The 25810-nt window shown below is 60.0% G+C and carries 26 protein-coding genes and 2 pseudogenes; 14 read left to right on the top strand and 14 right to left on the bottom strand.

Annotated elements, in window-relative coordinates; genetic code table 11:
* The first annotated feature begins 60 nt into the window (after window positions 1-60).
* Window positions 61-1164: a hypothetical protein gene (locus tag AC1DF8_RS14690; RefSeq protein ID WP_112547668.1), complete on the top strand. Its 1104-nt coding sequence runs from the start codon at window positions 61-63 to the stop codon at window positions 1162-1164.
* 29 nt (window positions 1165-1193) lie between these two features.
* Here the strand turns inward: AC1DF8_RS14690 and AC1DF8_RS14685 are convergent, their stop codons facing one another.
* From AC1DF8_RS14685 to AC1DF8_RS14650, 8 genes and pseudogenes are all read right to left on the bottom strand, one after another.
* Entirely contained in the window at window positions 1194-2033 is an 840-nt protein-coding gene (locus AC1DF8_RS14685; RefSeq protein WP_112547669.1) for a lysophospholipid acyltransferase family protein, read from the bottom strand.
* A 124-nt stretch (window positions 2034-2157) separates the two neighbouring features.
* Entirely contained in the window at window positions 2158-4164 is a 2007-nt protein-coding gene (gene thrS / locus AC1DF8_RS14680; protein ID WP_478154007.1) for a threonine--tRNA ligase, read from the bottom strand.
* A gap of 152 nt (window positions 4165-4316) precedes the next feature.
* Window positions 4317-5360, bottom strand: coding sequence for an SEL1-like repeat protein (locus AC1DF8_RS14675; protein ID WP_478154089.1), 1044 nt, complete (start codon window positions 5358-5360; stop codon window positions 4317-4319).
* Between the two features lie 15 nt (window positions 5361-5375).
* Window positions 5376-5585: pseudogene (locus AC1DF8_RS14670) on the bottom strand (tetratricopeptide repeat protein); the annotation flags it as partial.
* Window positions 5503-6909 (bottom strand): tetratricopeptide repeat protein, encoded by a 1407-nt coding sequence (locus AC1DF8_RS14665; protein WP_478154006.1) that lies wholly within the window; start codon window positions 6907-6909, stop codon window positions 5503-5505. The pseudogene AC1DF8_RS14670 and the gene AC1DF8_RS14665, both read right to left, overlap by 83 nt.
* 118 nt (window positions 6910-7027) lie before the next feature.
* Window positions 7028-7555 carry a DUF1697 domain-containing protein gene (locus AC1DF8_RS14660; protein ID WP_112968153.1) on the bottom strand — a complete coding sequence of 176 codons (528 nt, stop codon included), beginning with the start codon at window positions 7553-7555 and terminating at the stop codon, window positions 7028-7030.
* Between the two features lies 1 nt (window position 7556).
* Window positions 7557-7958: a membrane protein insertion efficiency factor YidD gene (gene yidD, locus AC1DF8_RS14655; RefSeq protein WP_478154005.1), complete on the bottom strand. Its 402-nt coding sequence runs from the start codon at window positions 7956-7958 to the stop codon at window positions 7557-7559.
* Window positions 7959-7961: 3 nt separating this feature from the next.
* Window positions 7962-8408 carry an iron-sulfur cluster assembly scaffold protein gene (locus AC1DF8_RS14650; RefSeq protein ID WP_112547674.1) on the bottom strand — a complete coding sequence of 149 codons (447 nt, stop codon included), beginning with the start codon at window positions 8406-8408 and terminating at the stop codon, window positions 7962-7964.
* 340 nt (window positions 8409-8748) lie between these two features.
* On the opposite strand from AC1DF8_RS14650, the gene folE reads away from it, so the two are divergent.
* The 3 genes from folE (at window position 8749) to AC1DF8_RS14635 (ending at window position 10926) form a co-directional block, all read left to right on the top strand.
* Window positions 8749-9363, top strand: coding sequence for a GTP cyclohydrolase I FolE (folE, locus tag AC1DF8_RS14645; protein ID WP_029869256.1), 615 nt, complete (start codon window positions 8749-8751; stop codon window positions 9361-9363).
* 25 nt (window positions 9364-9388) lie between these two features.
* Window positions 9389-9841: a phosphoribosyl-AMP cyclohydrolase gene (hisI, locus tag AC1DF8_RS14640; RefSeq protein WP_478154004.1), complete on the top strand. Its 453-nt coding sequence runs from the start codon at window positions 9389-9391 to the stop codon at window positions 9839-9841.
* Between the two features lie 116 nt (window positions 9842-9957).
* Window positions 9958-10926 carry a patatin-like phospholipase family protein gene (locus tag AC1DF8_RS14635; protein WP_029869208.1) on the top strand — a complete coding sequence of 323 codons (969 nt, stop codon included), beginning with the start codon at window positions 9958-9960 and terminating at the stop codon, window positions 10924-10926.
* 24 nt (window positions 10927-10950) lie between these two features.
* On the opposite strand, the gene AC1DF8_RS14630 is transcribed toward AC1DF8_RS14635, so the two are convergent.
* Window positions 10951-11385 (bottom strand): CBS domain-containing protein, encoded by a 435-nt coding sequence (locus tag AC1DF8_RS14630; protein WP_029869207.1) that lies wholly within the window; start codon window positions 11383-11385, stop codon window positions 10951-10953.
* Between the two features lie 97 nt (window positions 11386-11482).
* A complete protein-coding gene (locus AC1DF8_RS14625; protein ID WP_478154003.1) occupies window positions 11483-12268 on the bottom strand; it encodes a rhomboid family intramembrane serine protease in 786 nt (261 codons plus the stop codon).
* Between the two features lie 291 nt (window positions 12269-12559).
* Between AC1DF8_RS14625 and AC1DF8_RS14620 the strand changes: the two genes are divergently transcribed.
* The 7 genes and pseudogenes from AC1DF8_RS14620 (at window position 12560) to AC1DF8_RS14590 (ending at window position 19111) form a co-directional block, all read left to right on the top strand.
* Window positions 12560-13177: a PAS domain-containing protein gene (locus AC1DF8_RS14620; protein ID WP_113117053.1), complete on the top strand. Its 618-nt coding sequence runs from the start codon at window positions 12560-12562 to the stop codon at window positions 13175-13177.
* 123 nt (window positions 13178-13300) lie between these two features.
* On the top strand, window positions 13301-13912 hold the full coding sequence (locus AC1DF8_RS14615; protein ID WP_029869225.1) for a PilZ domain-containing protein: 612 nt from the start codon (window positions 13301-13303) through the stop codon (window positions 13910-13912).
* A 201-nt stretch (window positions 13913-14113) separates the two neighbouring features.
* Window positions 14114-15073, top strand: a complete 960-nt coding sequence (pip, locus tag AC1DF8_RS14610; RefSeq protein WP_478154002.1) for a prolyl aminopeptidase — start codon at window positions 14114-14116, stop codon at window positions 15071-15073.
* Between the two features lie 383 nt (window positions 15074-15456).
* Complete coding sequence (locus AC1DF8_RS14605) at window positions 15457-16062, top strand: transglutaminase-like cysteine peptidase (RefSeq protein ID WP_113117052.1); 606 nt, start codon at window positions 15457-15459, stop codon at window positions 16060-16062.
* 204 nt (window positions 16063-16266) lie between these two features.
* Window positions 16267-17027, top strand: a pseudogene (locus AC1DF8_RS14600) (hypothetical protein).
* A 119-nt stretch (window positions 17028-17146) separates the two neighbouring features.
* Window positions 17147-18724: an SPOR domain-containing protein gene (locus AC1DF8_RS14595; protein ID WP_113148228.1), complete on the top strand. Its 1578-nt coding sequence runs from the start codon at window positions 17147-17149 to the stop codon at window positions 18722-18724.
* Window positions 18725-18835: 111 nt separating this feature from the next.
* A complete protein-coding gene (locus AC1DF8_RS14590) occupies window positions 18836-19111 on the top strand; it encodes a hypothetical protein (RefSeq protein WP_112547680.1) in 276 nt (91 codons plus the stop codon).
* A gap of 60 nt (window positions 19112-19171) precedes the next feature.
* Here the strand turns inward: AC1DF8_RS14590 and AC1DF8_RS14585 are convergent, their stop codons facing one another.
* On the bottom strand, window positions 19172-19609 hold the full coding sequence (locus AC1DF8_RS14585) for a DUF1489 family protein (RefSeq protein ID WP_112547681.1): 438 nt from the start codon (window positions 19607-19609) through the stop codon (window positions 19172-19174).
* Between the two features lie 171 nt (window positions 19610-19780).
* Entirely contained in the window at window positions 19781-21187 is a 1407-nt protein-coding gene (locus AC1DF8_RS14580; protein WP_112968159.1) for an L-serine ammonia-lyase, read from the bottom strand.
* 212 nt (window positions 21188-21399) lie between these two features.
* Here AC1DF8_RS14580 and AC1DF8_RS14575 point away from each other — a divergent pair, with 212 nt between their 5' ends.
* Together AC1DF8_RS14575 and AC1DF8_RS14570 are read left to right on the top strand one after the other, a co-directional pair.
* On the top strand, window positions 21400-22167 hold the full coding sequence (locus AC1DF8_RS14575) for a DUF599 domain-containing protein (RefSeq protein WP_478154088.1): 768 nt from the start codon (window positions 21400-21402) through the stop codon (window positions 22165-22167).
* Window positions 22168-23181 (top strand): heparan-alpha-glucosaminide N-acetyltransferase, encoded by a 1014-nt coding sequence (locus AC1DF8_RS14570; protein ID WP_478154001.1) that lies wholly within the window; start codon window positions 22168-22170, stop codon window positions 23179-23181. It abuts the gene before it with no gap.
* Window positions 23182-23192: 11 nt separating this feature from the next.
* On the opposite strand, the gene AC1DF8_RS14565 is transcribed toward AC1DF8_RS14570, so the two are convergent.
* On the bottom strand, window positions 23193-23585 hold the full coding sequence (locus tag AC1DF8_RS14565) for a MerR family transcriptional regulator (protein WP_007826104.1): 393 nt from the start codon (window positions 23583-23585) through the stop codon (window positions 23193-23195).
* 63 nt (window positions 23586-23648) lie between these two features.
* Window positions 23649-25064, bottom strand: a complete 1416-nt coding sequence (gene mgtE, locus AC1DF8_RS14560; protein ID WP_112547684.1) for a magnesium transporter — start codon at window positions 25062-25064, stop codon at window positions 23649-23651.
* Window positions 25065-25307: 243 nt separating this feature from the next.
* On the opposite strand from mgtE, the gene AC1DF8_RS14555 reads away from it, so the two are divergent.
* Window positions 25308-25802 (top strand): peptide deformylase, encoded by a 495-nt coding sequence (locus AC1DF8_RS14555; RefSeq protein ID WP_113213217.1) that lies wholly within the window; start codon window positions 25308-25310, stop codon window positions 25800-25802.
* Window positions 25803-25810 lie beyond the last annotated feature (8 nt).

The following is a 25810-nucleotide window of genomic DNA, read 5'->3' as shown; positions in this document are numbered from 1 at the left end:
CACGGCATTGGTCTTGAAGTGGACTCTGCGATTTCAGAAGTCAATCGGTTCACGAACAGGATGTCTGGCATTTTGCCTTTTGCACGGATCGGCCTTGCTCTTGCCCTGATGCTGACGCCGTTTGGCGCTGCCGCCCAGGATGCCTTCAAGGAATTCAAGCAGCTTGAATCCACGCCCAAAATGCCGAAGCTCAACGCGTTCATCGCGCCGGGTGCGGCTCAGGAAGGCGTGCGCCTGCGTGATGTCTCGCTGGAAGCCAAATTGACGGCCGATGGCGCGCCGGTTGAAGACGGGCTTTCCTGGTATGTATTCAGCCCTGTTGCTGGAAATGACGGCAAGCTGCCGCTGATCGCCAGTTCTCGTGGCGGCACCGCGGCCTTCCAGCTCGCTGCCGGAGATTATTTCGTCAATGTTTCCTTCGGCCGCGCCGGCGTCACCAAGAAGCTGACGGTGCCGGATGATGGCGAGGTCGATAAACAGGTGATGGTTCTCGATGCCGGCGGGCTGTTGCTCAATGCCGTCTCCGGCTCCGATGTCCGTATTCGCCCGGATCAGCTGAGCTTCTCGATCTATTCCGCCGAGGTGCGCGACGATGGCGAACGCGGCCTTGTCATGGCCGACGTGCCGCCGAATACGGTCGTGCGCCTCAACGCCGGCACCTATCACGTCGTTTCCGAATACGGCGACGTGAACGCGAGCATCCGGGCCGACATCCAGGTGGAGGCGGGCAAGCTCACCGAAGCGACGATCCAGCACAGGGCGGCACAGATCAATTTCAAGCTGGTTTCGGAAACCGGTGGCGAAGCGATAGCGGATACGGCCTGGTCGATCCTGACGGCAGCAGGCGACAGCGTCGGCGAAAGCGTGAGCGCCTTTCCGACCATGGTCCTGTCCGAAGGTGAATATACGGCGGTCGCCCGCAACAAGGACAAGATCTATCAGCGTGACTTCACCGTCGCTGCCGGCGTCAATACCGATGTCGAAGTGCTGATGAAGAACCAGCAGGCCCAGCAGCCGATTGCCCCGGCTGCGACAGCCTTATCCCCGGGACCGGCCGCGGCCGGGCCGAAGGGCGTGCCGCAGCCCGGCGGTGAGATTCCGCCGCAGCCGGCTTTGCCGTCTTATGAGGATCTTCAAAACGGCGATGGCGCCAGCCTCGACTGACGTCGCCGCATCCGAACGATCGGGAAATTTCAGCTTGCGCGCTTGAGGAAGGCTTTCTTCTTCGGCGCCATCGAGAAGACAGCGTCAAAGAGGCGGACGAGCAGATCCTTGCGGTCGCTGCCGCTGCTCAATTCTTCCCAGGACAATACCCTGCCGACATGCGCCGTGATCGTGCTGCCTGAGAGACGGCGAAATTCGCGGATCAGCAGCGACAGACGCAGCGTCATCGAAACCCGGCTGGCGAGATGGAAGAGCCGGCCGTTCTGGCCCTCGAAATAGATCGGCAGCACGCTGGCGCGCGCCGCCTGGATGAGCTTGGCCGGGAACATTTTCCAAGGCAGGTCCTCGGCGCGGCCGAAACCCTTCTTTGCTGTAGCGACACCACCGGCCGGAAACACCACGATGGTCGTACCTTCCTTCAGCAGGCGGACAGCCTCGTGACGGCTCTTCATGTTCATTGCCATCGCTTCCTTTGTTTCCTCGAAGGAGATCGGCAGCGAGTAAGGGGCCATTTCCGGCACCTTCAGGAGATCATTGTGGATCAGCACCCGGAACGGGCGGCCAAGCTGCTCGGCAAGCGCCAGTACCGCAATGCCGTCGCCGATGCCGAAGGGATGGTTCGCGACGATGACGATGGGCTCGGTCGGCACCGGCTCAAGCGGCCAGTTGCCCTTCACCTCGACTTCCACATTGATGAGATCGAGCATCTTGCCGAAGACGCGGTCGCTCTTGCCGACGATGTCGCGGCGCCAGATGTCATAGAGCCGTACGTAACGGTCACGGCCGGAAAGGCCCTCGATGGAGCGGATCAGCCAACGCTTCAGGCGCGGATCCCGTTCGTTCGCGTAGGAAAGCTCTTTGAAGCGCACTCTGATGCCTGCCGGGATAAACCCGTCCCCTGTTTTGTGGCGGCTATATTACTGTTGCATGTCAGATTGCTGACAGCGCCGGACAGATCGATGCCGGGCGCTGTCATTGTCCAAGAAGGCAGTTTCAGGCTGCTTTGGCCTTCTTTGCCTCGAGCTTACGACGGATATCGGGCGCAGTTGCCTCCAGGGCAAGGCTTTCGATCGCCGAATCCAGCGACATCGACGTTTGCTCCTGGCTGCCGAGGCGGCGGATATTGACCGTACGCTCTTCCGCTTCCTTCTTGCCGCAAACGATGATGACGGGAACTTTCGTAACGGAATGTTCGCGGATCTTGTAGTTGATCTTCTCGTTACGGAAGTCGGTCTCGACATGCAGACCGGCGTCGCGGAGCGCATCGGCCACTTCCTGGCCGTAAGCATCGGCTTCCGAAGTGATCGTGGCGACAACCACCTGCAGCGGCGAGACCCACAGCGGCAGATGCCCGGCGAAGTTCTCGATCAGGATGCCGAGGAAGCGTTCCATCGAGCCGCAGATGGCGCGATGGATCATCACCGGCTGCGTCTTCTCCGAATTGCTGTCGATATAGAAGGCGCCGAAACGTTCCGGCAGGTTGAAGTCGACCTGCGTCGTGCCGCACTGCCATTCACGGCCGATGGCGTCCTTCAGCGTATACTCGAACTTCGGCCCGTAGAAAGCGCCCTCGCCCGGCAGGATGCCGGTCTTGATGCGTCCCTCGGACTGCGCCTCGATCGTCTTCAGGACGTCGGTCATGACGGCTTCCGCGCGATCCCACAGCGCATCGGAGCCGACGCGCTTTTCCGGACGGGTGGAGAGCTTGACGACGATTTCCTTGAAGCCGAAGTCTTCGTAGACCGAGAGGATCAGGTCGTTGATCTTCAGGCATTCGGCGGCCATCTGCTCGTCGGTGCAGAAGATGTGCGCGTCGTCCTGCGTGAAGCCGCGCACGCGCATCAGGCCGTGCAACGCGCCTGAAGGTTCGTAGCGATGCACGAGACCGAATTCGGCGAGACGGATCGGCAGCTCGCGATAGGACTTTAAGCCATGCTTGAAGATCTGCACGTGGCCGGGGCAGTTCATCGGCTTCAGAGCGAAGACGCGGTTATCCGCTTCCTTGTCTTCCGGATGCGTCATCGCATGCGCCGATTTCACGGCGAACATGTTTTCCTGATACCAGCCCCAGTGCCCCGAAGTTTCCCAGAGCGCGGTGTCGAGCACCTGCGGCGCGTTGACTTCTTCATAGTCGACGGCGAGCCGGCGACGCATGTAGGAGACCAGCGACTGGAAGATGCGCCAGCCCTTGCCATGCCAGAAGACGACGCCCGGGCCCTCTTCCTGGAAATGGAACAGGTCCATTTCGCGGCCGAGCTTGCGGTGGTCGCGCTTTTCAGCCTCGGCCAGCATATGCAGGTAATTGTCGAGATCGGCCTGGTCGGCCCATGCCGTGCCGTAGATGCGCGACAGCATGGCGTTATTGCTGTCACMGCGCCAATAGGCGCCGGCAACCTTCATCAGCTTGAAGGCGCTGCCGATCTGGCCGGTGGAGGCCATGTGCGGACCACGACAAAGGTCGAACCATTCGCCCTGATTGTAGATCTTCAGATCCTGGCCTGCAGGGATCGCGTCGACGAGTTCGACCTTGTACTGCTCGCCCTTGGCGGCAAACACTTCCTTGGCCTTCTCGCGCGACCAGATCTGCTTGGTGAAGGGCGCATTGCGGGCAATGATCTCCTTCATCTTCTTTTCGATCTTCGGCAGATCGTCGGGTGTGAACGGTTCGTTCTTGGCGAAATCGTAATAGAAGCCGTTCTCGATGACCGGGCCGATCGTCACCTGCGTGCCGGGCCACAGTTCCTGCACGGCTTCTGCCATCACGTGCGCAGCGTCATGCCGGATAAGCTCCAGCGCGCGCGGGTCCTTGCGCGTGACAATCTCAATCTTGCCGTCGGTCACGGCATCGGAAAGGTCTTGCACGGTACCGTCGATCGCAATGGCGACGGCGCTCTTGGCAAGCGATTTGGAAATGGATTCTGCGACATCCTTGCCGGTCGCGCCAGCCGGGAAGCTGCGCACCGAACCATCGGGAAATGTCAGGGAAACGGATTGGGACATTCAAATTCTCCTTGTCCAGTCCCGCCAACGAATGCGGGTGGTTGAAACGGAAGCGTCATCTGCTCGGGATGCCGCTGCCGCCTGATACTGATATTTGGTGTCTGAGTAAAGGAAAAGCGAGGCACTTCCGACGCAGAGACGGGAGGGAGCGCCTATCCGCCATAGCTATTCCTATAGTTCTTGAGGGCCGATTTCAGAGGCTGATCGATCTCATCGTCCATTGGGCCATCGTAGAGACCGCGTCGCGACAGGCTTCTTTTCAGCGCCGTGCGCGTGAAGGGCGAAAACGATTTCAGCTCATCGGCAATCTGTCCGTCGCCCTGCCGGATTGCCAGAAGTATGTTCTCGGCTGCATTATCGGAGCTAAAAGTCACGTCATAAGCATAGGCAAGTCGATAGGCGGCTCTTTTGTAGCCCATGTCTGCCGCTCGCAGATACCATTTGATGGCTTCCTGCCGGTTGACGTCAGTGCCTAGCCCATCATCGTAGAACCGCCCAAGCGCGAACATGCCCTCGGCCGAATTGAGTTCGGCTGATTTCTTGTAATAGTTGAAAGCGATCGCTTGATCCTGATCCTTGCCGTTTTCGTAGTACCACGCGAGATTGAGGGCACCGGCCGCAGATCCGGCGTCGGCCGCCTTCTGATACCAGTCGCGAGCGATGGTCTGGTTCTCTTCCGTGGCGATGCCATTCTGATAATAATAGCCGACGGCATTCATCGCGTCGGGGTATTGCTTGAAGGCTGCCATCATGAACCAGCTGAGCGCCTTGGAGCGGTCAATGGGCACGCCCTGCCCATACTCGTACATATCGCCCAGGGAATACTGTGCTTTCGCATTGCCGTTGGCGCCGGCCTTCGTCAACCATTCGAGGGCCTTGCCATAGTCCTTCTGGTTTCCATCCGCCAGGCGATAGAGTGTCCCGAGCCTATACATCGCGTCGGCGGATTTCTTGTTGGCCGCAGCTTCGTACCATTCGATCGCTTTGGCATAGTCTCGCGCGACCCCATCGCCATCCTCATATTTGATCCCGAGCAGGATCATCGCCGTAGCGTTGCCGGCGGCGGCACCCTTTTCCAGATAGTCGGTCGACTTGCCGTCGTCTCGCGGCAGCGTGGCATCATTGGCGTACATGTCACCAAGCTCGACAAAGGCCTCGGCATATCCGTTCTCTGCCGCGGCCTTGAACCAGTGCACCGCCTCTCTGGAATCCTGGGTTGTCCCCTCGCCTCTGCCGTATAAAAGCCCGACAGAATATTGCGCCTTGGCCGAGCCACTTTCCGCCGCCTTGAGATACCAGACAAAGGATTTTTTGACGTCGGCCGTCGTCCCGGCGCCGCTATAGAAGCAGTCGGCGACCTCGATAAATGGTATCTCCCGCGTCAGCCGCCTTATGGAACCATTCGAAGGCTTTTGCCGCATCCTTTGGGAGACCGTTACCCTTTTCATAGGAATAGGCGAGCGCCCGCATGGCATAGGTGTCGCTGTAAGCCGCAGCTTTTTCCAGCCATTTTACGCCAGTCGCGATGTCGCGGGGGCCGCCTATTCCGAAATAGAGCGCGTCGCCGAAACGCCGGGCGCCGGCAGTACTTCCAAGCTTGGCAGCTCTCTCATACCAGATGCGCGCTTCACTTTCGTCCGCCAGCACACCGTTGCCGCCCTCGTAGAGCATGCCCACATACGCCATGGCAGAGGCGTCGCCACGACCGGCAGCTTCCTTCAGCCAATACATGGCCTCGCCATAGCGCCGATCAGGCATATTGAGAAACAGCATGCCCTTGCCATAGTATGCGGCCAGCGTTCCCTGTCCTATTGCTTCATCCAGCAGGCTTTCGGCCTTGGCGAAGTCGCGCGGCAACTCCTTGCCCGCGATATAGACATCCGCCAGCTGTTTCATGGCATCGCCGTCACCAAGCGCGACCGCTTTCTCAAGCAGTTCCACGGCAGTCTTTTTCTGGATTTTGTCGCCGTCTCTCAAATAGTATCGCGCAAGCCTTCTCATACCTTCGACAGAGCCGCTTCGTACCATATCGTCGAACATGGCGACGGCGCGCGTAACGTTCTTCTCCGTGCCGATGCCCCTGGCGGAAAGATACGCCAACTCCGCTGCTGCGACATCGTTGCCTTGCTGCGCCGCTATGGAAAGCAGCTCGAAACCTCGCTTGGGGTTGATTGGAACGCCAGCCCCGTCAATATAAAGCCACGCAAGCGAACGTTTGGCAGGGATGTAGCCGAGTTCATCTGCAAGCTCGAAATAGAAGCGCGCCGTCGCGAAATCCTGAGCAACACCCCACCCCAGCCTATACATCTCTCCCAGATATTCGGCCGAGCGCGCGTCACCGGTTTTCCATGCCTTTCTCAACCAGGACAACGCCACGTCGAAGTCTTGCTGGCGCCCTTTGCCGTTCGCATAAGCGGTCGCAAGATAGACCATCGAGGGCGYGTGCCCCTGTGCCGCCAGGGCTTCGAAACCGGCAAGCGCCGGCTCGTATTGCTGAAGGTTGAACTGGCTGGCGAGCGTGAAATAACGAGCATCCTTAGAGTCGGGGGCAGCCTTTAAATAGGTCTGGCAGGCGGCAAGCGCGTCCCGCCAATGGGCGAGATAAGCGACATCGACGTCGTCCCCTGCCAGACGGCGGCACTCGGTCCAGGTGGTGTCGGTCACATTTGCAGCGTGTGCCGAAAAACTGGCGATGGAGCAGGCAAGAAAGAGCGACGCGGTCGCGAAATATTGAAAGAGTTTCATGAGCGCAAAATTTGAAAAACGGGGCGGGAAACACAGTGATATCTCCAAGTTTTTCAACTGCAAGTATATTTTTTGCCGAGAGGCGAAAAGCGCGGGTGGCGTGCTCTTCAGGCGGCGCCTAGACTACCATTTCAAAAAGGCCGCGCACGGTGTTCCAGTTGCGCATCGTGCCGACGCCCATGCGCTTGGTCGTGAGCGCCGAAAGCAGTTTCGACTGGCTCGGCTTGCCGTGGAAATCGATCCAGAGATCGCAGCCGACCAGCTTCATTCGTTGTCCCTCGACAAGAAGCTGCTTCAGTGCCTCCACCTTTTCCGGGTCGATCGGCAGGCGGTTGACGCGCACGATCACCTGATCCCCGATACCGTCCTTGAAGGGATTGGCACCGCAGAGCGCCATCCAGGTGCAGTCGCTGCGCACGATAATATCGACATGCTTACCGAACTTTTCTTCAAAAGCCTCTTCCAACTGCTCTTCGACCTCATGCGGCCGCATTCCGTCCGCCTCGAAAACAAGGTTGCCGGTGGACACAAGCGTGCGCGGGTCGTGATAGCCGAGTTCTTTGGCAAGCGCGCGCAGATCTTCCATGATGACGCGTCGCTCGGAGGTGAGGACGATGCTGTGCAGAAGTGCGATGAAGGTACACACCTTATGCCTCCTTTCGCCCAAGGGCGAAATAACGCCAGGGCGTGAACCAGCGGAAACGGGATGCGAGAATGTCCGGCACCGGGTCGAGCCCGCTTGTGCCGCCGGGGCCGCATCGGCCGACGCGGAAAAGCGTCATCCAGCCGCCGGCCCACAGCCCGTGGCGCGCAACCGCCTCATAGCCATATTCGGAACAGGTCGGGACATGCCGGCAGGAATTGCCGATGAAGCCTGAGAGTGTCAGCTGGTAGAGACGGATCAGCCCCATGCCAAGCAGGCGGTCCGGCGTCTTGCGGAACGGACCCCGGTAGTTGCGCGAGAATGTTTTCTGCGGCTCGGCGCGAGGCTTCGGGGCTGCGGCACCGCCCTCGTCCTCCTCCTCACGTAGCAGACAGAATTCGCACATGGCTCACGCCTCGACGGTTTCAGCGCGTCTTGCCTCTATCTGTCCGATCGCGTCCACGACGGCATCGAAGGTCAGCATGGTGGAGGCGTGACGCGCCTTGTAATCACGCACGGGAAGAAGATAGCGCATGTCGGCGAACCGTCCATCCGGACCTTCACCATCTTCTTTCAGCATGGCAAGCATATCTTCGCGCGCCTTGCGCACTTCGCCCGATGTCGCGCCGACGACATGGCGGGCCATGATCGAGGAGGACGCCTGCCCGAGCGCACAGGCCTTCACGTCATGCGAAAAGGCGCTGATCGTATCTCCATCCATTTTCAGCCAGATGCGCACTTTCGAACCGCACAGCCTCGAATGCGCCTGGGCGCTCGCATCCGCGTCGTCAAGCGTGCCGGTCAGCGTGATATTGCCGGCAAATTCGAGGATTTTGCTGTTATAGATGTCGTCCATGACGGATTTGGCTCCAAAAACGCCTAAAAGCGACGCTAATTCCTATGTGATTGTCGTGTAAACAAAAAACACACAGTCAAACGACAGCATACTTACATACCGGGGTCGTCTTCCTATATGTATGTCGTTCGAGGGTCATCGAAATGCAATGGCCCCGAACAACTTTGATTGGAGAACCAATAAGTTTGCCAATCGGGTTTGACTGGGAAACCGTGCCGGAAGGGTTCGACAAAACGAGCCTGGAAAGCCCCGGAACCTGCCAAAGGTGCAAGAATTCCCGCTTGGGGTACCAGTGGCTAGTCCGACTACGGTCCGCGTTGCGGGCAGGAGAGCATTGAATATGGACGCCATCGTCAAGAATTTTCCGCATACCGTCCACGAATCCGATCGCCCTTCCCAGCAGGAAGCAGAGGACGCCGTTCGCGTCCTGTTGCGCTGGGCCGGTGACGACCCGTCGCGTGAGGGCCTGCTGGATACGCCTGCCCGTGTTGCCAAATCCTATCGCGAGCTCTTCGCCGGTTACGAGATGAGCCCGGAAGACGTGCTCGGCCGGACCTTCGAGGAGGTTGCCGGTTATGACGACATGGTGCTGGTGAAGGACATTCCCTTCTTTTCCCACTGCGAGCATCACATGGTGCCGATCATCGGCAAGGCGCATGTCGCCTATATGCCTGACGGCCGCGTGCTCGGCCTTTCCAAAATTGCTCGTGTCGTCGAAATCTACGGCCGCCGCCTGCAGACGCAGGAAACGATGACTTCGCAGATCGCCAAGGCCATCGACGAAACGCTGCGTCCGCGCGGCGTCGCCGTCATGATCGAGGCCGAACATATGTGCATGGCCATGCGCGGCGTTCAGAAGCAGGGCTCGACCACATTGACGACAACCTTTACAGGAACGTTCAAGACTGAGCCGGCCGATCAGGTCCGATTCATGACAATGGTAAGGGGCCGCTGAGACCGGCTCCCTCAGGAGGGCCGCGATGAGTGAACTGATTTTCAATCAGCCATCGGACGATAAATCCGAGCTGGAGGACGCTGGCGATTTCACGCCGCGCTTCGACGATCGCGGCCTGATCACAGCCATCATTACCGATGCCGGCGACGGCGAACTGCTGATGGTCGCCCACATGAATGCCAATGCGCTGGCGCTGACCATCCAGACCGGCATCGCCCACTACTTCAGCCGCTCGCGCGGCAAGATCTGGAAGAAGGGCGAAACCTCGGGCAACCTCCAGACTGTGAAGGAAATCCGCACCGATTGCGACCAGGACGCCATCTGGCTGAAGGTCGAGGTCGCCGGTCATGACGCGACCTGTCACACCGGCCGCCGCTCCTGCTTCTACCGCACCATCACCCTGGAGGATGGAAAGCCCATGCTGACCATCGTCGATGACGACCTGCATTTCGATCCCAAGGATGTGTACGGAAAATAGACCGAATCCCCGTCACCTGCCCCTTATTGCGACGCAAGTCGGTTCCATATACCCTTTGGAAAGGGTTCGGGGCTGTTAATGGGAACCCGAGTGTTCTGCCGGGAGGGAGGAACGCCATGCTGGGCTGGAATATGCATCGTCAAAGCGCCGAGGGCGGAGGTTCTGCCACAACAGCGCTCCAGGATACGGCAATTCCCCCAGTCGAAACCCCCTCAGAAAAGAAAGCAAAGCTTGCCCTGGCGCTCGGCGGCGGCGCCGCGCGCGGCTGGGCGCATATCGGCGTATTGCGTGCGCTCGACGAGGCCGGCATCGAGATCGGCATGATCGCCGGCACCTCGATCGGCGCGCTCGTCGGCGGCTGTTATCTCGCCGGCAAGCTCGACGAGCTGGAAAGCTTCGCCCGTTCGCTCACCATGCGCCGCATCGCAAGCCTTCTCGACCTGACGATCGGTGGCTCCGGTCTCTTCGGTGGCATGCGCCTGACCAAGCGCATGCAGGAACATCTGGAAGGGCTGACGATCGAGGAACTCGACCGGCCCTTCGTCGCCGTCGCGGCAGAGGTCAACACGGGCCACGAAGTCTGGATCGCCAATGGCTCGCTGATCACGGCGATCCGTGCCTCCTACGCCCTGCCCGGCATTTTCGAGCCGGTGCGCAGCAATAACCGCACTTTGGTCGACGGCGCGCTCGTCAATCCCGTGCCGGTTTCCGTCTGCCGCAGCTACGAGCAACCGCTCGTCGTCGCCGTCAATCTCAATTATGATCTCTACGGCCGCTCCGCCGTCGTGCGCCACAATGCCAGCCTCTCGCCCGCCGAAGTGCAGCAGCAGAAGCAGGCTCCCTATTCCGCACGTATGGGCATGACCGGCGTCATGGTGCAGGCCTTCAACATCATCCAGGATCGTATCGCGCGGGCCCGGCTTGCCGGCGACCCGCCGGACATTTCACTGCAGCCGCGCCTGTCGGACATCGGCCTGTCGGAGTTCCATCGTGCGGGGGAAGCCATCGAACGTGGCTATGAAGAAGCCCGGGCAAGGCTGCCCGAGCTGCAGCGAATGCAGGAACTCTACGCCAGGCACCCGTAGTGCCTGGTGCGAAGCCTTATTCCCTTAACTAGCGATATAAGCCTTGATCTCTTCGGCTTCGCGCTCGACTTCGGCGATGCGTGATTTCACGACGTCACCGATCGAAATGATGCCGGCGAGCTTGCCGTTGGCTTCCACGGGAATGTGGCGGAAACGCTTGCTGGTCATCAGCTCCATGAGCTCGTTGACCGAGGTCTGCTCGTTGCAGCGAAAGACCTTCGAGGTCATGACGGAAGAAAGCGTCTGATCGAGCCCGTCCTTGCCGGACTTGGCGATCACATGCACGAGATCGCGCTCGGTGAACATTCCGGAAATCTTGTTTTCCATGCCGACGACGACGATCGCGCCGATCTTCTTCTTGCTGAGAATCGCGGCCGCTTCCGAAACCGTTGTATTCGGCCCGGTAGTGACGACGTCACGACCCTTCAGATCGAGTATTGCTTTGACGGAACTGGCCATATGGACCTCCTATGGAGAAAGTGAAACACTTCTCGGAAACACAGGTTCCGCGGCGGTCTCTCCTCCCATCGCGGAGATCAATGGTGCACTCGTTGGGTCAGGATTGCAACTCGTCGTCCGGCCAAGGCTGTTGGAAATTCTGGTGCGGCGGCTTCCGGTCGAAGAGCCCGAAAAGGAAAAAGCCGAAGACGAAACCGCCGATATGCGCATCCCAGGCAATCTCCTGGCTGCCATCGCCGACGAGCGGAATGCCGACGGCGATAAGCGCGTTGCCGACCAGCCAGAGCAGCATGAAGATGATCACCGTGCGGCTCTGCATTGCCTGCAGCACCGACAGTTGCGGATTGAGATGCGCGGGACGAACCATCTGTCGCCCGGAGGGAAAGGCAAAGCGGCAGGCCGCGCCCATGAGGCCAGAGACGACACCGGATGCACCGATGAGCAGTCCATCGCTGCCCCAGTTCAGCGCCGCATGCAGCGCCGCCGAAGCGATGGCGGAAAGAATCCAGAAGATGATGAAGCGGAACGCGCCGATGCGACGTACGACCGGCGCGCCGAAGGCCATCAGCCACAGGCCGTTGAAGACGATATGCTCGATGCTTCCATGCAGCAGCGAATAGGTGACCGGCGTCCAGTAGAGCTGCGGCCCCTGCTCTGCAAGCGAAACGGCATAGCGCAGCGGAATGAAGCCGAAATTGAACAGAAACCAGGAAAGCCCGTCGGGAGACAGCAGCGACTGCCCGGCGTAAATCAGGATGAGAAGCAGGAGCGTGGCAAACAGCGCGGGCGGAAGATTGAAAACCGGCTGGCGCGGCGGCCTGGCCGGCGGTTCGGGCTGCATAGGCTGGAAAGCCTGATCAGGCCCGGACGTCTGTTCGTTCATGCTCATCTCGCCTCGTTGGAGGCCACAGCCATACAGGAGCCGGCTTCAAAAAAAAAGCCGTCCGGAACTGGCCGGACGGCTCGCCTGGGTTCCCCGAAGGATGGCCCCTCCCCTGGCAGTCTGTGCAGAACTTCACTGTTTGAAGTGATGGAGAGACGGTCTCACGACAGGCCTTGGCGCTCAAGCGAAACCCTTCCTTAACCTTAACTCGCCGGATTTGGCATGAAATCCGCAAGGTAGAAGGTGAAGGGGCGAAAACCGCCCGCCAATGAACCGAAATGAGACATTGCCATGCGCCTTCAGATCACGATCGACATTTTCGACTACTGGAATGCTCTGCGCGGCGGGCGCGATGCGCCGCTGAAATCGCAGATCGAGCCTGGCGCGATCCCACATCTGCTGTCGAGCCTCTTCATTCTGGAGATGGAGGAAGACCGGCATATTCGCTTCCGTCTCGCCGGCACGAAAATCTGCGATCTCTTCGGCCGTGATCTGCGCGGCGAGCGTTTCTCCGCCCTCTGGGCCAACGGCCAGCACGAGGATATCGAAAAGACAGCGCAGGGCGTCATGGCGCACGCCATCCCGACGCTTTTCAACGCGACGGGCTACAGCACCGCCGGCCATCACGCGGCCTTCGAAATCATCATGATGCCGCTGCGTTCGCCGGAGGGCGGCTGCGACCGGCTCCTCGGCGCCATCGCGCCTGCGGCCGCCGCAAGCTGGCTGGAGATCGTACCGCTCGAGCTGCTCGCGCTTGATCGCAGCCGCCTGCTGCACGACAAGTTCGGCCGCGCGCTCGAGGCGGAACCGCGCCGTCCCGTCGAGATCGCCGTGGAAAAACAGGCCACGTTCGGCCAGGCCATGCTGCGTGTCATGTCGCATTTCCTGCATGGAGCAGCCGCTCGCTGACTGTTACGTTTTGGGTCGCCCCCCCCTAGTACTTTAGGGTTAGGCGCTGCCTGTTTCCACAACCTTCTGTTAAGGGATTGCGGGTAAGGATTGGGCTCAGCGATTTCATAAAGAAGCCCTTTGATGCACTCGTTCCAGCCCGCTCAGACGCACCGACCTGCGCCGCGCCCAGAACAGGGAGTGTTTCAGCGCGTGCCCATCAATATGCAGGGCCGCCTGATGCTTGCGAGCTACGAAGAATTCGAATGCATGGTGATCGATATGTCGCCCGGCGACATGTATGTCACCTGCGCCGGCCGCCCGCGCGCCAATGAACGTGTCGTCGCCTATATCGACCACCTCGGCCGCGTCGAAGGTCATGTGCAGACAGTCGACATGCGTGGCTTCACGATGTCGATCAACGCCACCGAACGCAAGCGCGAGAAGCTCGCCGCCCAGCTCACCTGGCTTGCCAACAAGCACGAGCTCGGTCTGCCGGAAGATCGCCGTCACGATCGTCTGACCCCGCGCGAGACCAAGACCGAACTCACGCTGGAGGACGGCACGCGCTACATGTGCCGCATCATGGACCTTTCGCTTTCCGGCGCCGCCGTCGATGTCGAAGTGCGCCCGACGCTCGGCACGCCCGTTCGTCTCGGCAACATGCGCGGTCGCGTCGTTCGTCATTTCTCGGAAGGCGTTGCGATCGAATTCCTGTCGGTCCAGTCGCGCGAGACGCTCCGCGAATTTCTCTAGAGCAATTCCAGAAAAAGTGCGCATCGGTTTTTCGTCCGGAATTGTGCCAAACCAAAAAGCAATTCCAGAAAAAGTGCGCAGCGGTTTTTCGTCCGGTTTCGGCCTGTCAGTCTATGCGGCACGGATGCCTTGGAACTCCACATCCGTCATCTATCCGTCACAGATTTGAAGGATACAGCGCGCCTCAACCAAGGCACGGTCATGTCAGTCCTCTTTCCCGAAATCGAACCGCATGAACACGGCTTGCTCGACACCGGCGACGGCAACCTCGTCTATTGGGAAGCTTGCGGCAATCCGTCCGGCAAGCCCGCGCTCGTCCTGCATGGCGGACCGGGGTCCGGCTGCTCGACAACGGCACGGCGCTATTTCGATCCTTCGGTCTACCGCATCATCCTCTTCGATCAGCGCAATTGCGGACGTAGTCTGCCGAACGCCGCCGACGCCGCAACTGACCTCTCGCGAAACACGACTGCCCACCTCATCGAGGACATAGAGCAGCTGCGCAGCCTCTTCGGCGTGGAAAAGTGGACGATCTTCGGAAATTCCTGGGGCTCGACGCTGGCGCTCGCCTATGCGCAAACCTACCCCGCCCATGTCAACGGCATCGTCATTTCGGGCGTTACGACGACGCGCCGCTCCGAAATCGACTGGCTCTATCGCGGCATGGCGCCGCTCTTCCCCGAGGAATGGCACAGGTTCGGCGAGGCGCTGCCGCCGGCGTTGCGTAGCCGCGATCGGGTGAGCGCCTACCATCAACTGCTCAATCATCCCGAGGAACAGGTGAGGCTGCAGGCCGCGCACGACTGGCATGAATGGGAAGCTGCCACGATCCTGCTTGCCGACCCCGCTGGCCTGCCCCGGCGCTGGTCCGATCCGCTCTATCGTCTGGCACGTGCCCGTATCATCACGCACTATTTCCTCGAGGGCGCCTGGCTCGAGGACGGCATACTCCTGAAGAATGCCGGGCATCTCGCAGGCATTCCTGGCGTCCTGATCCACGGACGTTTCGACATAGAGGCACCACTTGTCACCGCATGGGAACTTGCCCGCGCATGGCCCGGCGTCGAACTCGTGGTGTTGCCGAAGGCCGCCCATTCCACCGAAAACGCTGATATTGCCGCCGCGATCGTGGCTGCGACGAACAGGTTTCGTGATCTCTGACGAAATTATTTTTTCGCCGGCACATCCGGACATGAGTCGGAATCGGCTTTTGCAGAAGCGATTCAGCCCATTTGTGAGCTGCGGCCGGATTTGCCCCAACTACGGTTCTCGCCATAGGCCGCCGCAGAAATTTGTCCGGCTTACCAGATCTCGTTAACGACCTGCCCGGTTTTCGGTCATTTCCGGTCCAAAAGTCTTTTTCCCAAACCTTCAATTTTAATCGAATTTGCGACGAATGCGTCTTTAATTTTAGTCGTATTCGAGATGGATTTGATTCAACTTCGCTGCGTATTTGAATCAACTAAGCCATTAATTTGATTGCGTAATTTTGCGTGAGATAAAAACGTCCGTGTCATTGTCGTCCTCATAACGGGGAGACGATAATGTCAATTCGAAATCTACTGAAGAGCGGCCTTCTGGCCGTCGGCATGATAGCGGCAATGGCGGGCGCAGGACAGGCATCACCCGCCAGCATGACGCTTGCAGGAAATGCGAGCCCGCCAATCGGGCACTATGAATTCTGTCAGGCCAATCCGAAAGAATGCGCCTATGCCGGCGGCGATGCCGGCCCTGCGATCCTTACCGAGGATCGCTGGAAAAAGATCCTTGAGATCAACTATACCGTCAATTCCACCATCCAGCCGATGACGGACATGGAGATCTATGGTGTCGAGGAGCGCTGGGCCTATCCGAAGACCGCTGGCGACTGTGAGGACTTCGCGCTCCTGAAGCGCAAGATGCTGATCGACGCCGGCTTCTCTCCGTCCGATACGCTGATGACCGTCGTGCTGCAGCCGAATGGTGAGGGCCATGCCGTGCTGACGGTGCGTACCGACCACGGCGACTTCATTCTCGACAACATGCGCAACAAGGTGCTGCTGTGGTCGGATACCGAATACACCTACCTGAAGCGCCAGTCCGCCGATGATCCGGCCCGCTGGACGAAGCTGCAGGACGGCCGCGCCGTCGCAGTCGGTAGCGTGAAGTAACAGGCGTACCGGCTCCGGTCAGTCCCCCGCATCCCCGTCCCGACCGGCGCCCAGAGCCGTTCCCGCTGTCCCGGGAACGGCTCGCTTCTTTTGTAGCGCATCCCTTTGGTTGAGTTAACGACCCGTTAACTCCCGCTATTCCATCATCTCCCCGAGATTCATCACCGGCACCGACGACTCGCGTTCTTCTTACGGCGGCCCGATATCCGAGGACGACGATGAGCCAATCCGCCGTGGGCCATCCTGCCGAGCAACCCCTTCTCTCGACCCGGTTCCTGGTCCGTGTCACCGCGACGATTGCGGTTCTGGCGCTGCTGACGGTTGCGATCAGCATTGCCGGTCGCTGGTTCGGCCGTCACATCTCGCTTGCCGGCAATACGGAAAACACCGATGGGATCACACTCACAATCGGCCGCGATACGATCGGCCTGCCCGCCAACACGATTCGCTTCCCCAGCGAACGGCATGACGGCGCCGCCGAACGGGTCGATCTTTACCTCACCTGGCCGGAAATGCAGGGCTACAGCAAGGAAACGCGCCAGCGTTTCGACGACATCGCCCAATCGTCAGGCCTGATTTTCCTGCAGATCACGCAAGGCACGATGTCACGGGATATGTCGGGCCGGTTGGAACCGATCTATTCGCATCTGATGGATGGCGCCGCCGAACCCTTCTCGCATGGCTTGACGCTGCACCGCCTGCGGGCCGATGCCGGCTACAACGGTGAGATATTGTTGACCGCATCGCGTGAAGGGGCTGCAGATTATGTGGTTCGCTGTGTCTTGCCCTCGTCTGCCGAGGTCGCGACCAGCGGCGATTGCCAGCGCGATATCAAGGTCGGCAAAGATTTAAGTGTGCTTTACCGGTTCTCAAGTCGTCATTTGGCCGACTGGGACCATATTGATGCCGCGATCAGGACCTTTGTGGAAACCCGGCTTGTGAGCCGGTCTGCAACACCCCGCTAAAATCCCGGCAAATGTCTGAAGAAACGATTCATCATAAACGGATTGGTAACGCTGAACCGGTAGTTTTCCAAGACAGCCGGTTACGCAGTAGGGGGTGCGTGGCCCGCCAAACATCCGAAATGCAAGCGAAGAGTGGAATAGTGTCAAGGTCAATTTCCTCCGTATCATCGCCGTGGTCTGCCGGTTTCCTCGCAAAGGTGCTGACGATCCTTTCGATGGCTATCGCGATCGTCGCGGTCGACTCGGTCAATGCCGAAGCGGAAGCTGCAAATCCGAAATATGCCGGCATCGTCGTCGATGCCCGGACGGGAAATGTTCTCTACAGCGAGAATGCTGACCGTCTGCAGTATCCGGCGTCGCTCACGAAGATGATGACGCTCTACATGACCTTCGAGGCACTTGAGCAAGGCCGTATCCGCCTCGATACGCCCGTCCCCTTCTCTGCTCACGCATCCGCTCAGGCGCCGACCAAGCTCGGTGTGCGCGCCGGCGGCACGATTACTGTCGAACAGGGTATCCTCGGTCTCGTGACGTTGTCTGCCAATGACGCGGCGACCGCGCTCGGTGAAATGCTCGGCGGCTCGGAAGATCGTTTCGCCCAGATGATGACGGCCAAGGCGCATGCGCTCGGCATGACGCGCACGACCTATCGCAATGCCAATGGCCTGCCGAATACCGCGCAGATGACGACGGCCCGCGATCAGGCTCGCCTCGGCATCGCTCTTCGGCAGCATTTCCCGCAATATTACGGCTATTTCAATACGCGCGCCTTCAAGTTCGGCAATCGCGTCATTCGCAGCCATAACCGCCTCGTCGGCTCCGTCCGTGGCGTCGATGGCATCAAGACCGGTTATACCCGCGCTGCCGGCTTCAATCTGGTCAGTTCCCTGCAGGTCGACGGCAAGTCGATCGTCGGCGTGGTTCTCGGCGGTGCCTCCACCCCCGCCCGCGACTCGCAGATGCGCAGGCTGCTCGATGCCTATCTGCCAAAGGCCGCCGCCAGCGGCGGCACGCTCGTCGCCCAGTCGAAGCAGATGCCCGAGATGATCGAAACGCCCGCTCCGGTTTCTCCTGCCAAAGTTGCGCAGGTCGCGGAAAAGAAAACAATCCCGGCCAATCAGCCGCCAGTCGCGGCAGCCGCTGCCGATCTCGGTCTGCCGCACAAGGGGCCGCTTCCGGATAGCCGTTATCAGACTGCAGGGACCGAAGTTGCCTATGCGGAAACCGCCGCACCGAAGACAGGCAATCCCTTGCTGGCGCAGCCGATGCCGTCTCCGACCAAGGTAAAGACCGTCGCGATCAAGCAGCAGCAGGCCTCCGCCGCCGTCCCGACGCCGGCAGCTGCCTATGTGCCGCCGGAACAGGGTGACACCTCTGTCGACGAATTGACGACGGCCTCCACCAAGGTCGCCCCTGCAAAGGACGTTGCCGCCAAGGAAGTGCCGCAGCCGTCCGGCTGGGTCGTCCAGATCGGTGTCTCCTCCAGCCGGGAAATGGCGATGGACCTTCTAGCAAGCGCCAAGGCCAAGGGTGGCAAGGCGCTGAACTCCGCCAAGCCTTTCGCCGTCGCCTATGCCAGCGGAGCCGATCAGGTCTACCGCGCCCGCTTCGGCGGTTTCGACGACCAGCGTGATGCCGTCAATGCCTGCAAGGCCCTCAAGAAGGCCGGCGTGAAGTGCTGGGCGGCGGCACAATGAGATATCTGGCGCTGCCTGTGACTGACTTGGCGGCGCTCCCGCCTGCCGGCTGCGATGTTCGCGCCGCCGGCAGTCTATCCTAGTCGATTTGTATTGCGTACGGGGAAGATGATGTCGATCAACGAGAATGTACCAAATGCGCCTGCAGGGCGCCGGGCGGTCAACAAGGGACGCTCCGGCCTGCACCCGCTGCACGAGGCAGCACTCCGCCTCGCCGAAATCGGCCTGCAGCGCCCGAAGGCGAAATCGCCGAAGACCCGTGATCTCATCAACCTGTTGCTATGCCACGGCGCGCGCGCCTGGCGCTACTCGCAGCCGGAGGCGCATATTCACCTGCACATCACCTCGCCCGACGGTAATTCGCCGGTCGTGCTGCGCTTGCGGTAGGAGCAATTCCACCAAGGGTGTGCAGCGTTTTACATCCGGAACCGCTAGGGACGAGAAACCTTACAGCAATCCGAGTTCCGAAAGCTCGCGGCGCAGATCCGCGGGCATTTCCGCAATGCCGGCGCCGAGACTGTGGAGATCGCGCGGCACGTCCTCATCGGGATAATAACGCCAGCCCTGGAAGGCACGCTTCGGCTGAACCGAGGTTTCGATCACTTCGGGCCCGAGGACGAGATGGCAGCGTCCAATGCCCTCACCGTCGGTAAACGTCTGAACGTCCAGGATTTTCTGCCGCGCCTGAACCTGCCCCTTGATTACCCAATAGAGGGAGCCGCCGTCGAGCAGCTCGTCCACGCGCTTCGGTACCATGCGGGTCGTATGGACCGAGTGCGGTTCCAGTCCGGCGGCAATGGCGCGTAGCGAACGCTCGGCCACCCATTCGCGCAGGTCTTCGATCGAGTCGCAGCCGACGCAGAGCTTGATGAGATTTAGTGCCATGCTGCCGTTGAAATCCTTTTGGCCGGCAGCGTCAAGCGGCTAACGCAAGTCGAGCAAAAGTGTGCAGCGGTTTTGCGTCAACGACATGCGTGAAACAAAGCAAGTCGAGCTAAAGTGTGCAACGGTTTTGCGCCAGCGAGATGCCTAAAACAGCCTTAAACGTCCGCAAGCTCAGCATTCGACGACATTGACGGCAAGGCCCCCTGTCGAGGTCTCCTTGTATTTCTCGCTCATGTCGTTGCCGGTCTGGCGCATGGTCTCGATACAGGCATCGAGCGGCACGAAATGCTGGCCATCGCCCTTCACTGCGAGCGATGCGGCTGTGACCGCCTTAACCGCACCCAGCGCATTGCGTTCGATACAGGGCACCTGCACGAGGCCGCCGACTGGATCGCAGGTCATGCCGAGATGGTGTTCGAGCGCGATCTCGGCGGCATTTTCGATCTGTGCCGGCGTGCCGCCCATGACGGCTGCGAGGCCAGCGGCTGCCATGGCGGCAGCCGAGCCGACCTCGCCCTGACAGCCGACTTCCGCGCCCGAGATCGAGGCATTGTGCTTGATGATGCCGCCGATCGCCGCTGCGGTCAGCAGATAGTCATGGATCCCCTTCCGGTCCCAATCCTCGTGGAAATGCTCGTAGTAGCGGATCGTTGCCGGAATGACGCCGGCCGCGCCATTGGTCGGCGCCGTCACGACGCGCCCGCCTGCGGCATTCTCCTCGTTGACCGCCATCGCATAGACGCTCAGCCAGTCGTTGGCGAGCAGCGGATTGACCCGGTTGCTGCGCCATTCTTCCTGCAGCTTGTCGTGAATATGCTTGGCCCGGCGCCGGACGTTGAGGCCGCCGGGCATGATGCCCTCGACCTTCAGCCCGCGCTCGATGCAGGAGCGCATTGCTTCCCAGATGCGGTCGAGACCGGTATCCAGTTCTTCACGGCTGCGCTGGCTTTCCTCATTGGCGCGCTTCATCTGCGCAATCGACAGGCCGGAGCGCTCGGCCATATCAAGCATCTGCTTGGCGCTGGCGAAGGGGTAAGGCACCTTGTAATTGCCTTGTTGCGCCTTCTTGCGCGCCCGCATCTGTTCGAGCTCCGTATCGGTGACGACGAAGCCGCCGCCGACGGAATAATAGATGCGCTTGACGAGAAGCCGTCCGTCCTTGTCATAGGCGGAGAAACTCATGCCGTTGGCGTGGCCTGGCAGCGGCTGCTTCTTGTCGAAAATCAGATCCGTCTTCGGCTGAAACTGGTAGCCCGGGTGGCCTTCCGGCGTGATCCGGCCGCTCTTTTCCACGCCATCGATAGTGGCGTCCATATGATCCGGGTCGACCTTGTCGGGCGCCTCGCCCATCAGGCCGAGGATGACCGCCCTGCCCGTACCATGGCCGATGCCCGTATGGGCGAGCGAACCGTGCAGGCTGACCTTGATGGCGGCCACCTGAGCGCCGATGGAAGGACGCGGCCATTCATCGGACAAGATAAGGTCGAGGAACCGGTTGGCAGCCGTCATCGGTCCCATCGTATGCGAGCTCGACGGGCCGACACCGATCTTGAACACATCGAATACCGAAAGAAACATGGAGGCGCCTTCTAAAATTCACGATGCAGACTATGCGAGCCCGGCTCGACATCCGCGTGGCGGACCGACATCGCCTTGAACCGGTGCGACATCAGGCCGGACACTAATTGGAAGCTGGCTATCTTGCCAGTAATTCTCGTCTTGCCGGTCATTGCAGCATTGAAATGCATCTGTAGAGTGGCCGCATTTATACGGGAACTGACTCGCTGATGATGACGACGGCGGATTATATCGCGCTTGGCTTCTTTCTCTGTATCTGGATGGGCTATTCCTGGCTGCTGCGCGGCCAGACTTTCTTCGGGCGCACGAGCCTGACCCATGCCATGGCGGAGCGGCGGCGTGAATGGATATATAATTCCCTGCGCCGTGATTTGAAGATGATCGACACCCAGATCATGGCCGGGTTGCAGAACGGCACGGCCTTTTTTGCCTCGACCTCCATTTTTGCCATCGGCAGCTGTTTTGCGCTTCTCGGCGCAACGGAAAAGGTCGATGCAGTCTTTGCCGACTTGCCTTTCGTCTTTCATAGCGGCCATGCCGTCTTCGAAATGAAGGTCGGCGGCCTTGCTGCCTTGTTCGGCTATGCCTTCTTCAAGTTCGGCTGGTCTTACCGTCTCTTCAATTATTGCACCATCCTGTTCGGCTCCATGCCCATGATGCACGATACCGACAAGGATATCATTGCCGCCGAGCGCGCCGCCGAACGCGTCATCCGCATGAACGTCCTTGCCGGCAGYCACTTCAACGAGGGGCTGAGGGCTATCTTCCTGTCGATCGGCTACCTCGGTTGGTTCATCAATCCCTATGTCTTCATGGGAACGACATCGATTGTCGTCTTCGTGCTCACCCGCCGGCAGTTCTTTTCGGCAGAACGGCTGGCGATCATGGAGCAGCAAGTGCCACCAAATCTCCATCTTTCTCCTGTTCTGCCCAATACGCCTTCACCGACTGACGGCGACGAATTGTCCGGGAGATTGTGAATGACATTGCCGGCAACGGAAGCGGCGCCTTATGCAAAACCGCCGCGCATCGGCCTTGTGGACACGGCGCGGGGTGCGGCGCTCATTGCGATGGCCACCTATCATTTCAGCTGGGATCTCGAATTCATGGGCTATCTGCAGCCTGGAACGGCCGAGACCGGCTGGCTGAAGATTTATGCCCGGGCGATCGCCGCCACCTTCCTCTTCATCGTGGGTGTCAGCCTCGTGCTCGCCAGCCGGCCGGACATTCGCTGGCCCTCCTTCTGGAAGCGTTTTGGCATGATCGCCGCTGCGGCCGTGCTCATATCGGCGGCGACCGCCTATCTTGTGCCCGGGGAATGGATTTACTTCGGCATCCTGCATTCCATTGCGGTTCTGAGCCTCATCGGCGTGGTCTTCCTGCGCCTGCCCTTGCCTTTGACGCTGCTGGTCACGCTGGCACTGCTAGTCGGCTGGATTGCTGATATTTTCGTGATGCCAGGCGTGCTCGGTTCGCACCTGTTCGATCCGAAATATCTTGCCTGGCTCGGCTTTGCGGCCACGCCCGATCGCTCCAATGATTTTGTGCCGCTCTTCCCCTGGGCGACACCCTTCTTCCTCGGCATGAGCCTTGCGCGCCTTGCCTTCCGGACGAACCTGCCGCAGCAGCTGGCGGCGTTAGGCACAGGCGGCACATGGCTTGCGCGCCTCGGCCGCCACAGCCTCGCCTTTTACCTCATTCATCAGCCGGTGCTGATCGCGATCGCTTACGGTCTGACATTCATCATCGCGCCGCCGAAGCCCGATCCGGTCGCGACCTATCTGCGCCAGTGCAACACGTCCTGCACGGTCGAACAGGGTGAAGCGGTCTGCCGCAGCTTCTGCCAGTGCACGCTCGAGCAGCTGCAGGCGCAGCAGCTCTTCACGCTATTTCAGGCAGGTCAGGTCAAAGCCGACGATGAGAGGATCATGGCGCTTGCCGGCCAGTGCAGCGCCCAAATCGAGCCCGAGCTGCAGCCCGAGCCCCAACAGTGATCAAGCAATGATCAGGTGGTGACGCCGATTTCGGCGAGGCGGCCGAGGCAGGCCTCTTCGATATTGTCGAGCTCGGTGATCGTTTCATCGATATCCTTACGCTTCTGGCGCAGGTCTTCACGCTTTTCGTCCACGCGTTTCATCAAGAGCTTGAGCTGGCCGAGCTCGCCCGGCGGCTCCTTGTAGACCTGGATGATTTCGCGGATCTCGGCAATGGTGAAGCCGATGCGCCGGCCCCGCAGGATTTCCTGGATGAGGCGCCGGTCGGCAGGTCGAAACAGGCGCGTGCGTCCGCGACGTTCCGGATGGATCAATCCCTCATCTTCATAGAAGCGAAGCGTGCGCGTCGACACTCCGAATTCGCGCGTCAGCTCCGTTATGGTATAGTATTTGTTCACTAGCATCTCATCCCCGTCATCGACCTGACATATTATTGACTTTTACGTAATAGTCAATTTCGGCGGGTTTCAGATGCCGAACCACCACGTCGCGAGGCCGAGGAAGGCGAAGAAGCCAGTGCAGTCGGTAACGGTCGTGACGAAAACGGATGAAGCGATCGCCGGGTCGGCCCCCATCTTGTCGAGAAGCAGCGGCAGCAGGATGCCGGCAAGCGCCGCCGCCATCAGATTGATGATCATGGCTGCGCCGATGACGGCGCCGAGCTGGTAGTTGTGGAACCAGGTGCCGGCGATGGCGCCGAGCAGGATGGCGAAGAGAATGCCGTTCAGAATGCCGACGCCCGCTTCTCTTCGGATGATGCGCCCCGCATTATATATATCGAGATCGCGGGTCGCGAGCGCGCGCACCGTCACGGTCATGGTCTGTGTGCCGGCATTGCCGCCCATGGAGGCAACGATCGGCATCAGCACCGCGAGTGCGATCATCTTCTCGATCGAACCGTCGAACAGGCCGATGACGCTGGCAGACAGCATCGCCGTACCGAGGTTGATCAGCAGCCAGAGGAACCGCGAGCGCACGGTCGAGATCACATTGTCGGACAGTTCTTCGTCGCCGACACCGCCGAGGCGCTTGATATCCTCGTCCGCTTCTTCATGGATCACGTCGACCACGTCGTCGATGGTGAGCACGCCGACGAGGCGTTCGTTCTCGTCGACGACGGCAGCCGAAAGAAGGTCATACTGTTCGAAGAGCTGGGCCGCCTCTTCCTGGTCCATCTCGGCCGGAATCGGATGGTTCGTCTCCCGCATGATGGCTTCGATCTTTGACTGCCGCTTGGTGCGCAGGATCTGGTCGAGATCGACGGCGCCGAGCAGCTTGAAGGTCGGGTCGATCACGAAGATCTGCGAAAAGGAATAGGGCAGATCCTCTTCGTCGCGCATGTAGTCGATCGTCTGCCCGACAGTCCAGAATGGCGGCACGGCGACGAATTCCGTCTGCATGCGTCGGCCGGCGGAGCTTTCAGGGTAATCAAGCGCGCGCCGAAGGCGAACCCGCTCCGTGAATGGCAGTTGCGCGAGAATCTCTTCGCGGTCTTCCTGGTCGAGATCTTCGAGAATGTAGACGGCGTCGTCGGAATCCAGTTCGCCGATCGCTGCGGCAATCTGTTCGTTCGGCATCTGATCGACGATTTCGCGGCGGATCGTCTCGTCCACCTCGGTCAGCGCCGTCATGTCGAAATCGTCGCCGAGCAGATGCACCAGTGCCAGACGCTGATCCGGCTGGATCGATTCGAGCAGGTCGCCTATTTCCGATTCGTGGAGGCGCGCGACATTCTGGCGGAGAAACAGCGTGTCGCGATCGGCAATGGCGGCGCCGAGGCGCACGAGGAAATCGCTGCGCACATTGCCGTCTTCATTATAGATATCGACGTCTTCGTCTGCCGGACGTTTGCGATTGCGGTCTTCGGTATCGGTCGTCGTCATATGCCGCCCTCGCATTTCTGTCAGATTTCAACGACTGTCGCGCCGCATTCGAAAATGTCGGCTGAAAATGCATTGTCAACAAGCGGATAAGCGAATTCCGCCCTGCCCTTTTGGTCGCCGGAATGCACATCGACCTGCTAGCTGAAAGCATTTCTGCCGTAAAGCGCAAACCCATGCTTTCTGATGACAATGCCTGTGGCCAGCTATAGTTTCCGCTGCCATTTATCGAAAGGAAGCTCAGCCGTGCCGATCCGCCCGATTCTCCGCTATCCGCATCCCGGCCTGAAGACGGTCTGCACGCCCGTTACCGCGTTCGATTCGGCCCTTTCCGCCCTCGCCGACGATCTGCTACAGACGATGCGCGCGGCACCCGGCGTTGGCATCACCGCTGCCCATATCGGCGTCTTCCAGCGCCTGACGGTGCTGGAACTCGACAAGGCGGACGGCGTGCGCATCTACGCCAATCCGGAGATCACGTGGTTTTCAGATCAGACGATGGTTCATATGGAAGGCAGCGTCTCCATGCCGGGGGCGACGGACGAGGTCACACGGCCGAGCGCGGTTCGTTTCCGCTACCAGGATCTGGATGGCCATCAGCATGAAGAAGAGGCCACCGGCTTCCTCGCCATCTGCATCCAGCATGAGATCGATCAGCTCGACGGCATTTTCTGGCTGCAGCGTCTGTCGCGGCTGAAACGTGACCGGCTGATCAGGAAATGGGAAAAGACGAAAAGCTGAGTCGCGCT

The sequence above is a fragment of the Rhizobium sp. 05N49 genome (assembly GCF_056396805.1).
Note: the sequence above shows the minus strand (reverse complement) of the source record. Positions and strands in the feature narration are given on the sequence as shown.

Excerpts from the sequence above, each read along its gene's own strand:
- AC1DF8_RS14690 (WP_112547668.1), top strand. The coding sequence starts at position 61 with ATGTCTGGCATTTTGCCTTTTGCACGGATCGGCCTTGCTCTTGCCCTG.
- yidD (WP_478154005.1), bottom strand. The coding sequence starts at position 7,958 with ATGTGCGAATTCTGTCTGCTACGTGAGGAGGAGGACGAGGGCGGTGCC.
- AC1DF8_RS14650 (WP_112547674.1), bottom strand. The coding sequence starts at position 8,408 with ATGGACGACATCTATAACAGCAAAATCCTCGAATTTGCCGGCAATATC.
- folE (WP_029869256.1), top strand. The coding sequence starts at position 8,749 with ATGGACGCCATCGTCAAGAATTTTCCGCATACCGTCCACGAATCCGAT.
- hisI (WP_478154004.1), top strand. The coding sequence starts at position 9,389 with ATGAGTGAACTGATTTTCAATCAGCCATCGGACGATAAATCCGAGCTG.
- AC1DF8_RS14635 (WP_029869208.1), top strand. The coding sequence starts at position 9,958 with ATGCTGGGCTGGAATATGCATCGTCAAAGCGCCGAGGGCGGAGGTTCT.
- AC1DF8_RS14630 (WP_029869207.1), bottom strand. The coding sequence starts at position 11,385 with ATGGCCAGTTCCGTCAAAGCAATACTCGATCTGAAGGGTCGTGACGTC.
- AC1DF8_RS14625 (WP_478154003.1), bottom strand. The coding sequence starts at position 12,268 with ATGAACGAACAGACGTCCGGGCCTGATCAGGCTTTCCAGCCTATGCAG.
- AC1DF8_RS14620 (WP_113117053.1), top strand. The coding sequence starts at position 12,560 with ATGCGCCTTCAGATCACGATCGACATTTTCGACTACTGGAATGCTCTG.
- AC1DF8_RS14615 (WP_029869225.1), top strand. The coding sequence starts at position 13,301 with ATGCACTCGTTCCAGCCCGCTCAGACGCACCGACCTGCGCCGCGCCCA.
- pip (WP_478154002.1), top strand. The coding sequence starts at position 14,114 with ATGTCAGTCCTCTTTCCCGAAATCGAACCGCATGAACACGGCTTGCTC.
- AC1DF8_RS14605 (WP_113117052.1), top strand. The coding sequence starts at position 15,457 with ATGTCAATTCGAAATCTACTGAAGAGCGGCCTTCTGGCCGTCGGCATG.
- AC1DF8_RS14595 (WP_113148228.1), top strand. The coding sequence starts at position 17,147 with ATGCAAGCGAAGAGTGGAATAGTGTCAAGGTCAATTTCCTCCGTATCA.
- AC1DF8_RS14590 (WP_112547680.1), top strand. The coding sequence starts at position 18,836 with ATGTCGATCAACGAGAATGTACCAAATGCGCCTGCAGGGCGCCGGGCG.
- AC1DF8_RS14585 (WP_112547681.1), bottom strand. The coding sequence starts at position 19,609 with ATGGCACTAAATCTCATCAAGCTCTGCGTCGGCTGCGACTCGATCGAA.
- AC1DF8_RS14580 (WP_112968159.1), bottom strand. The coding sequence starts at position 21,187 with ATGTTTCTTTCGGTATTCGATGTGTTCAAGATCGGTGTCGGCCCGTCG.
- AC1DF8_RS14570 (WP_478154001.1), top strand. The coding sequence starts at position 22,168 with ATGACATTGCCGGCAACGGAAGCGGCGCCTTATGCAAAACCGCCGCGC.
- AC1DF8_RS14565 (WP_007826104.1), bottom strand. The coding sequence starts at position 23,585 with ATGCTAGTGAACAAATACTATACCATAACGGAGCTGACGCGCGAATTC.
- mgtE (WP_112547684.1), bottom strand. The coding sequence starts at position 25,064 with ATGACGACGACCGATACCGAAGACCGCAATCGCAAACGTCCGGCAGAC.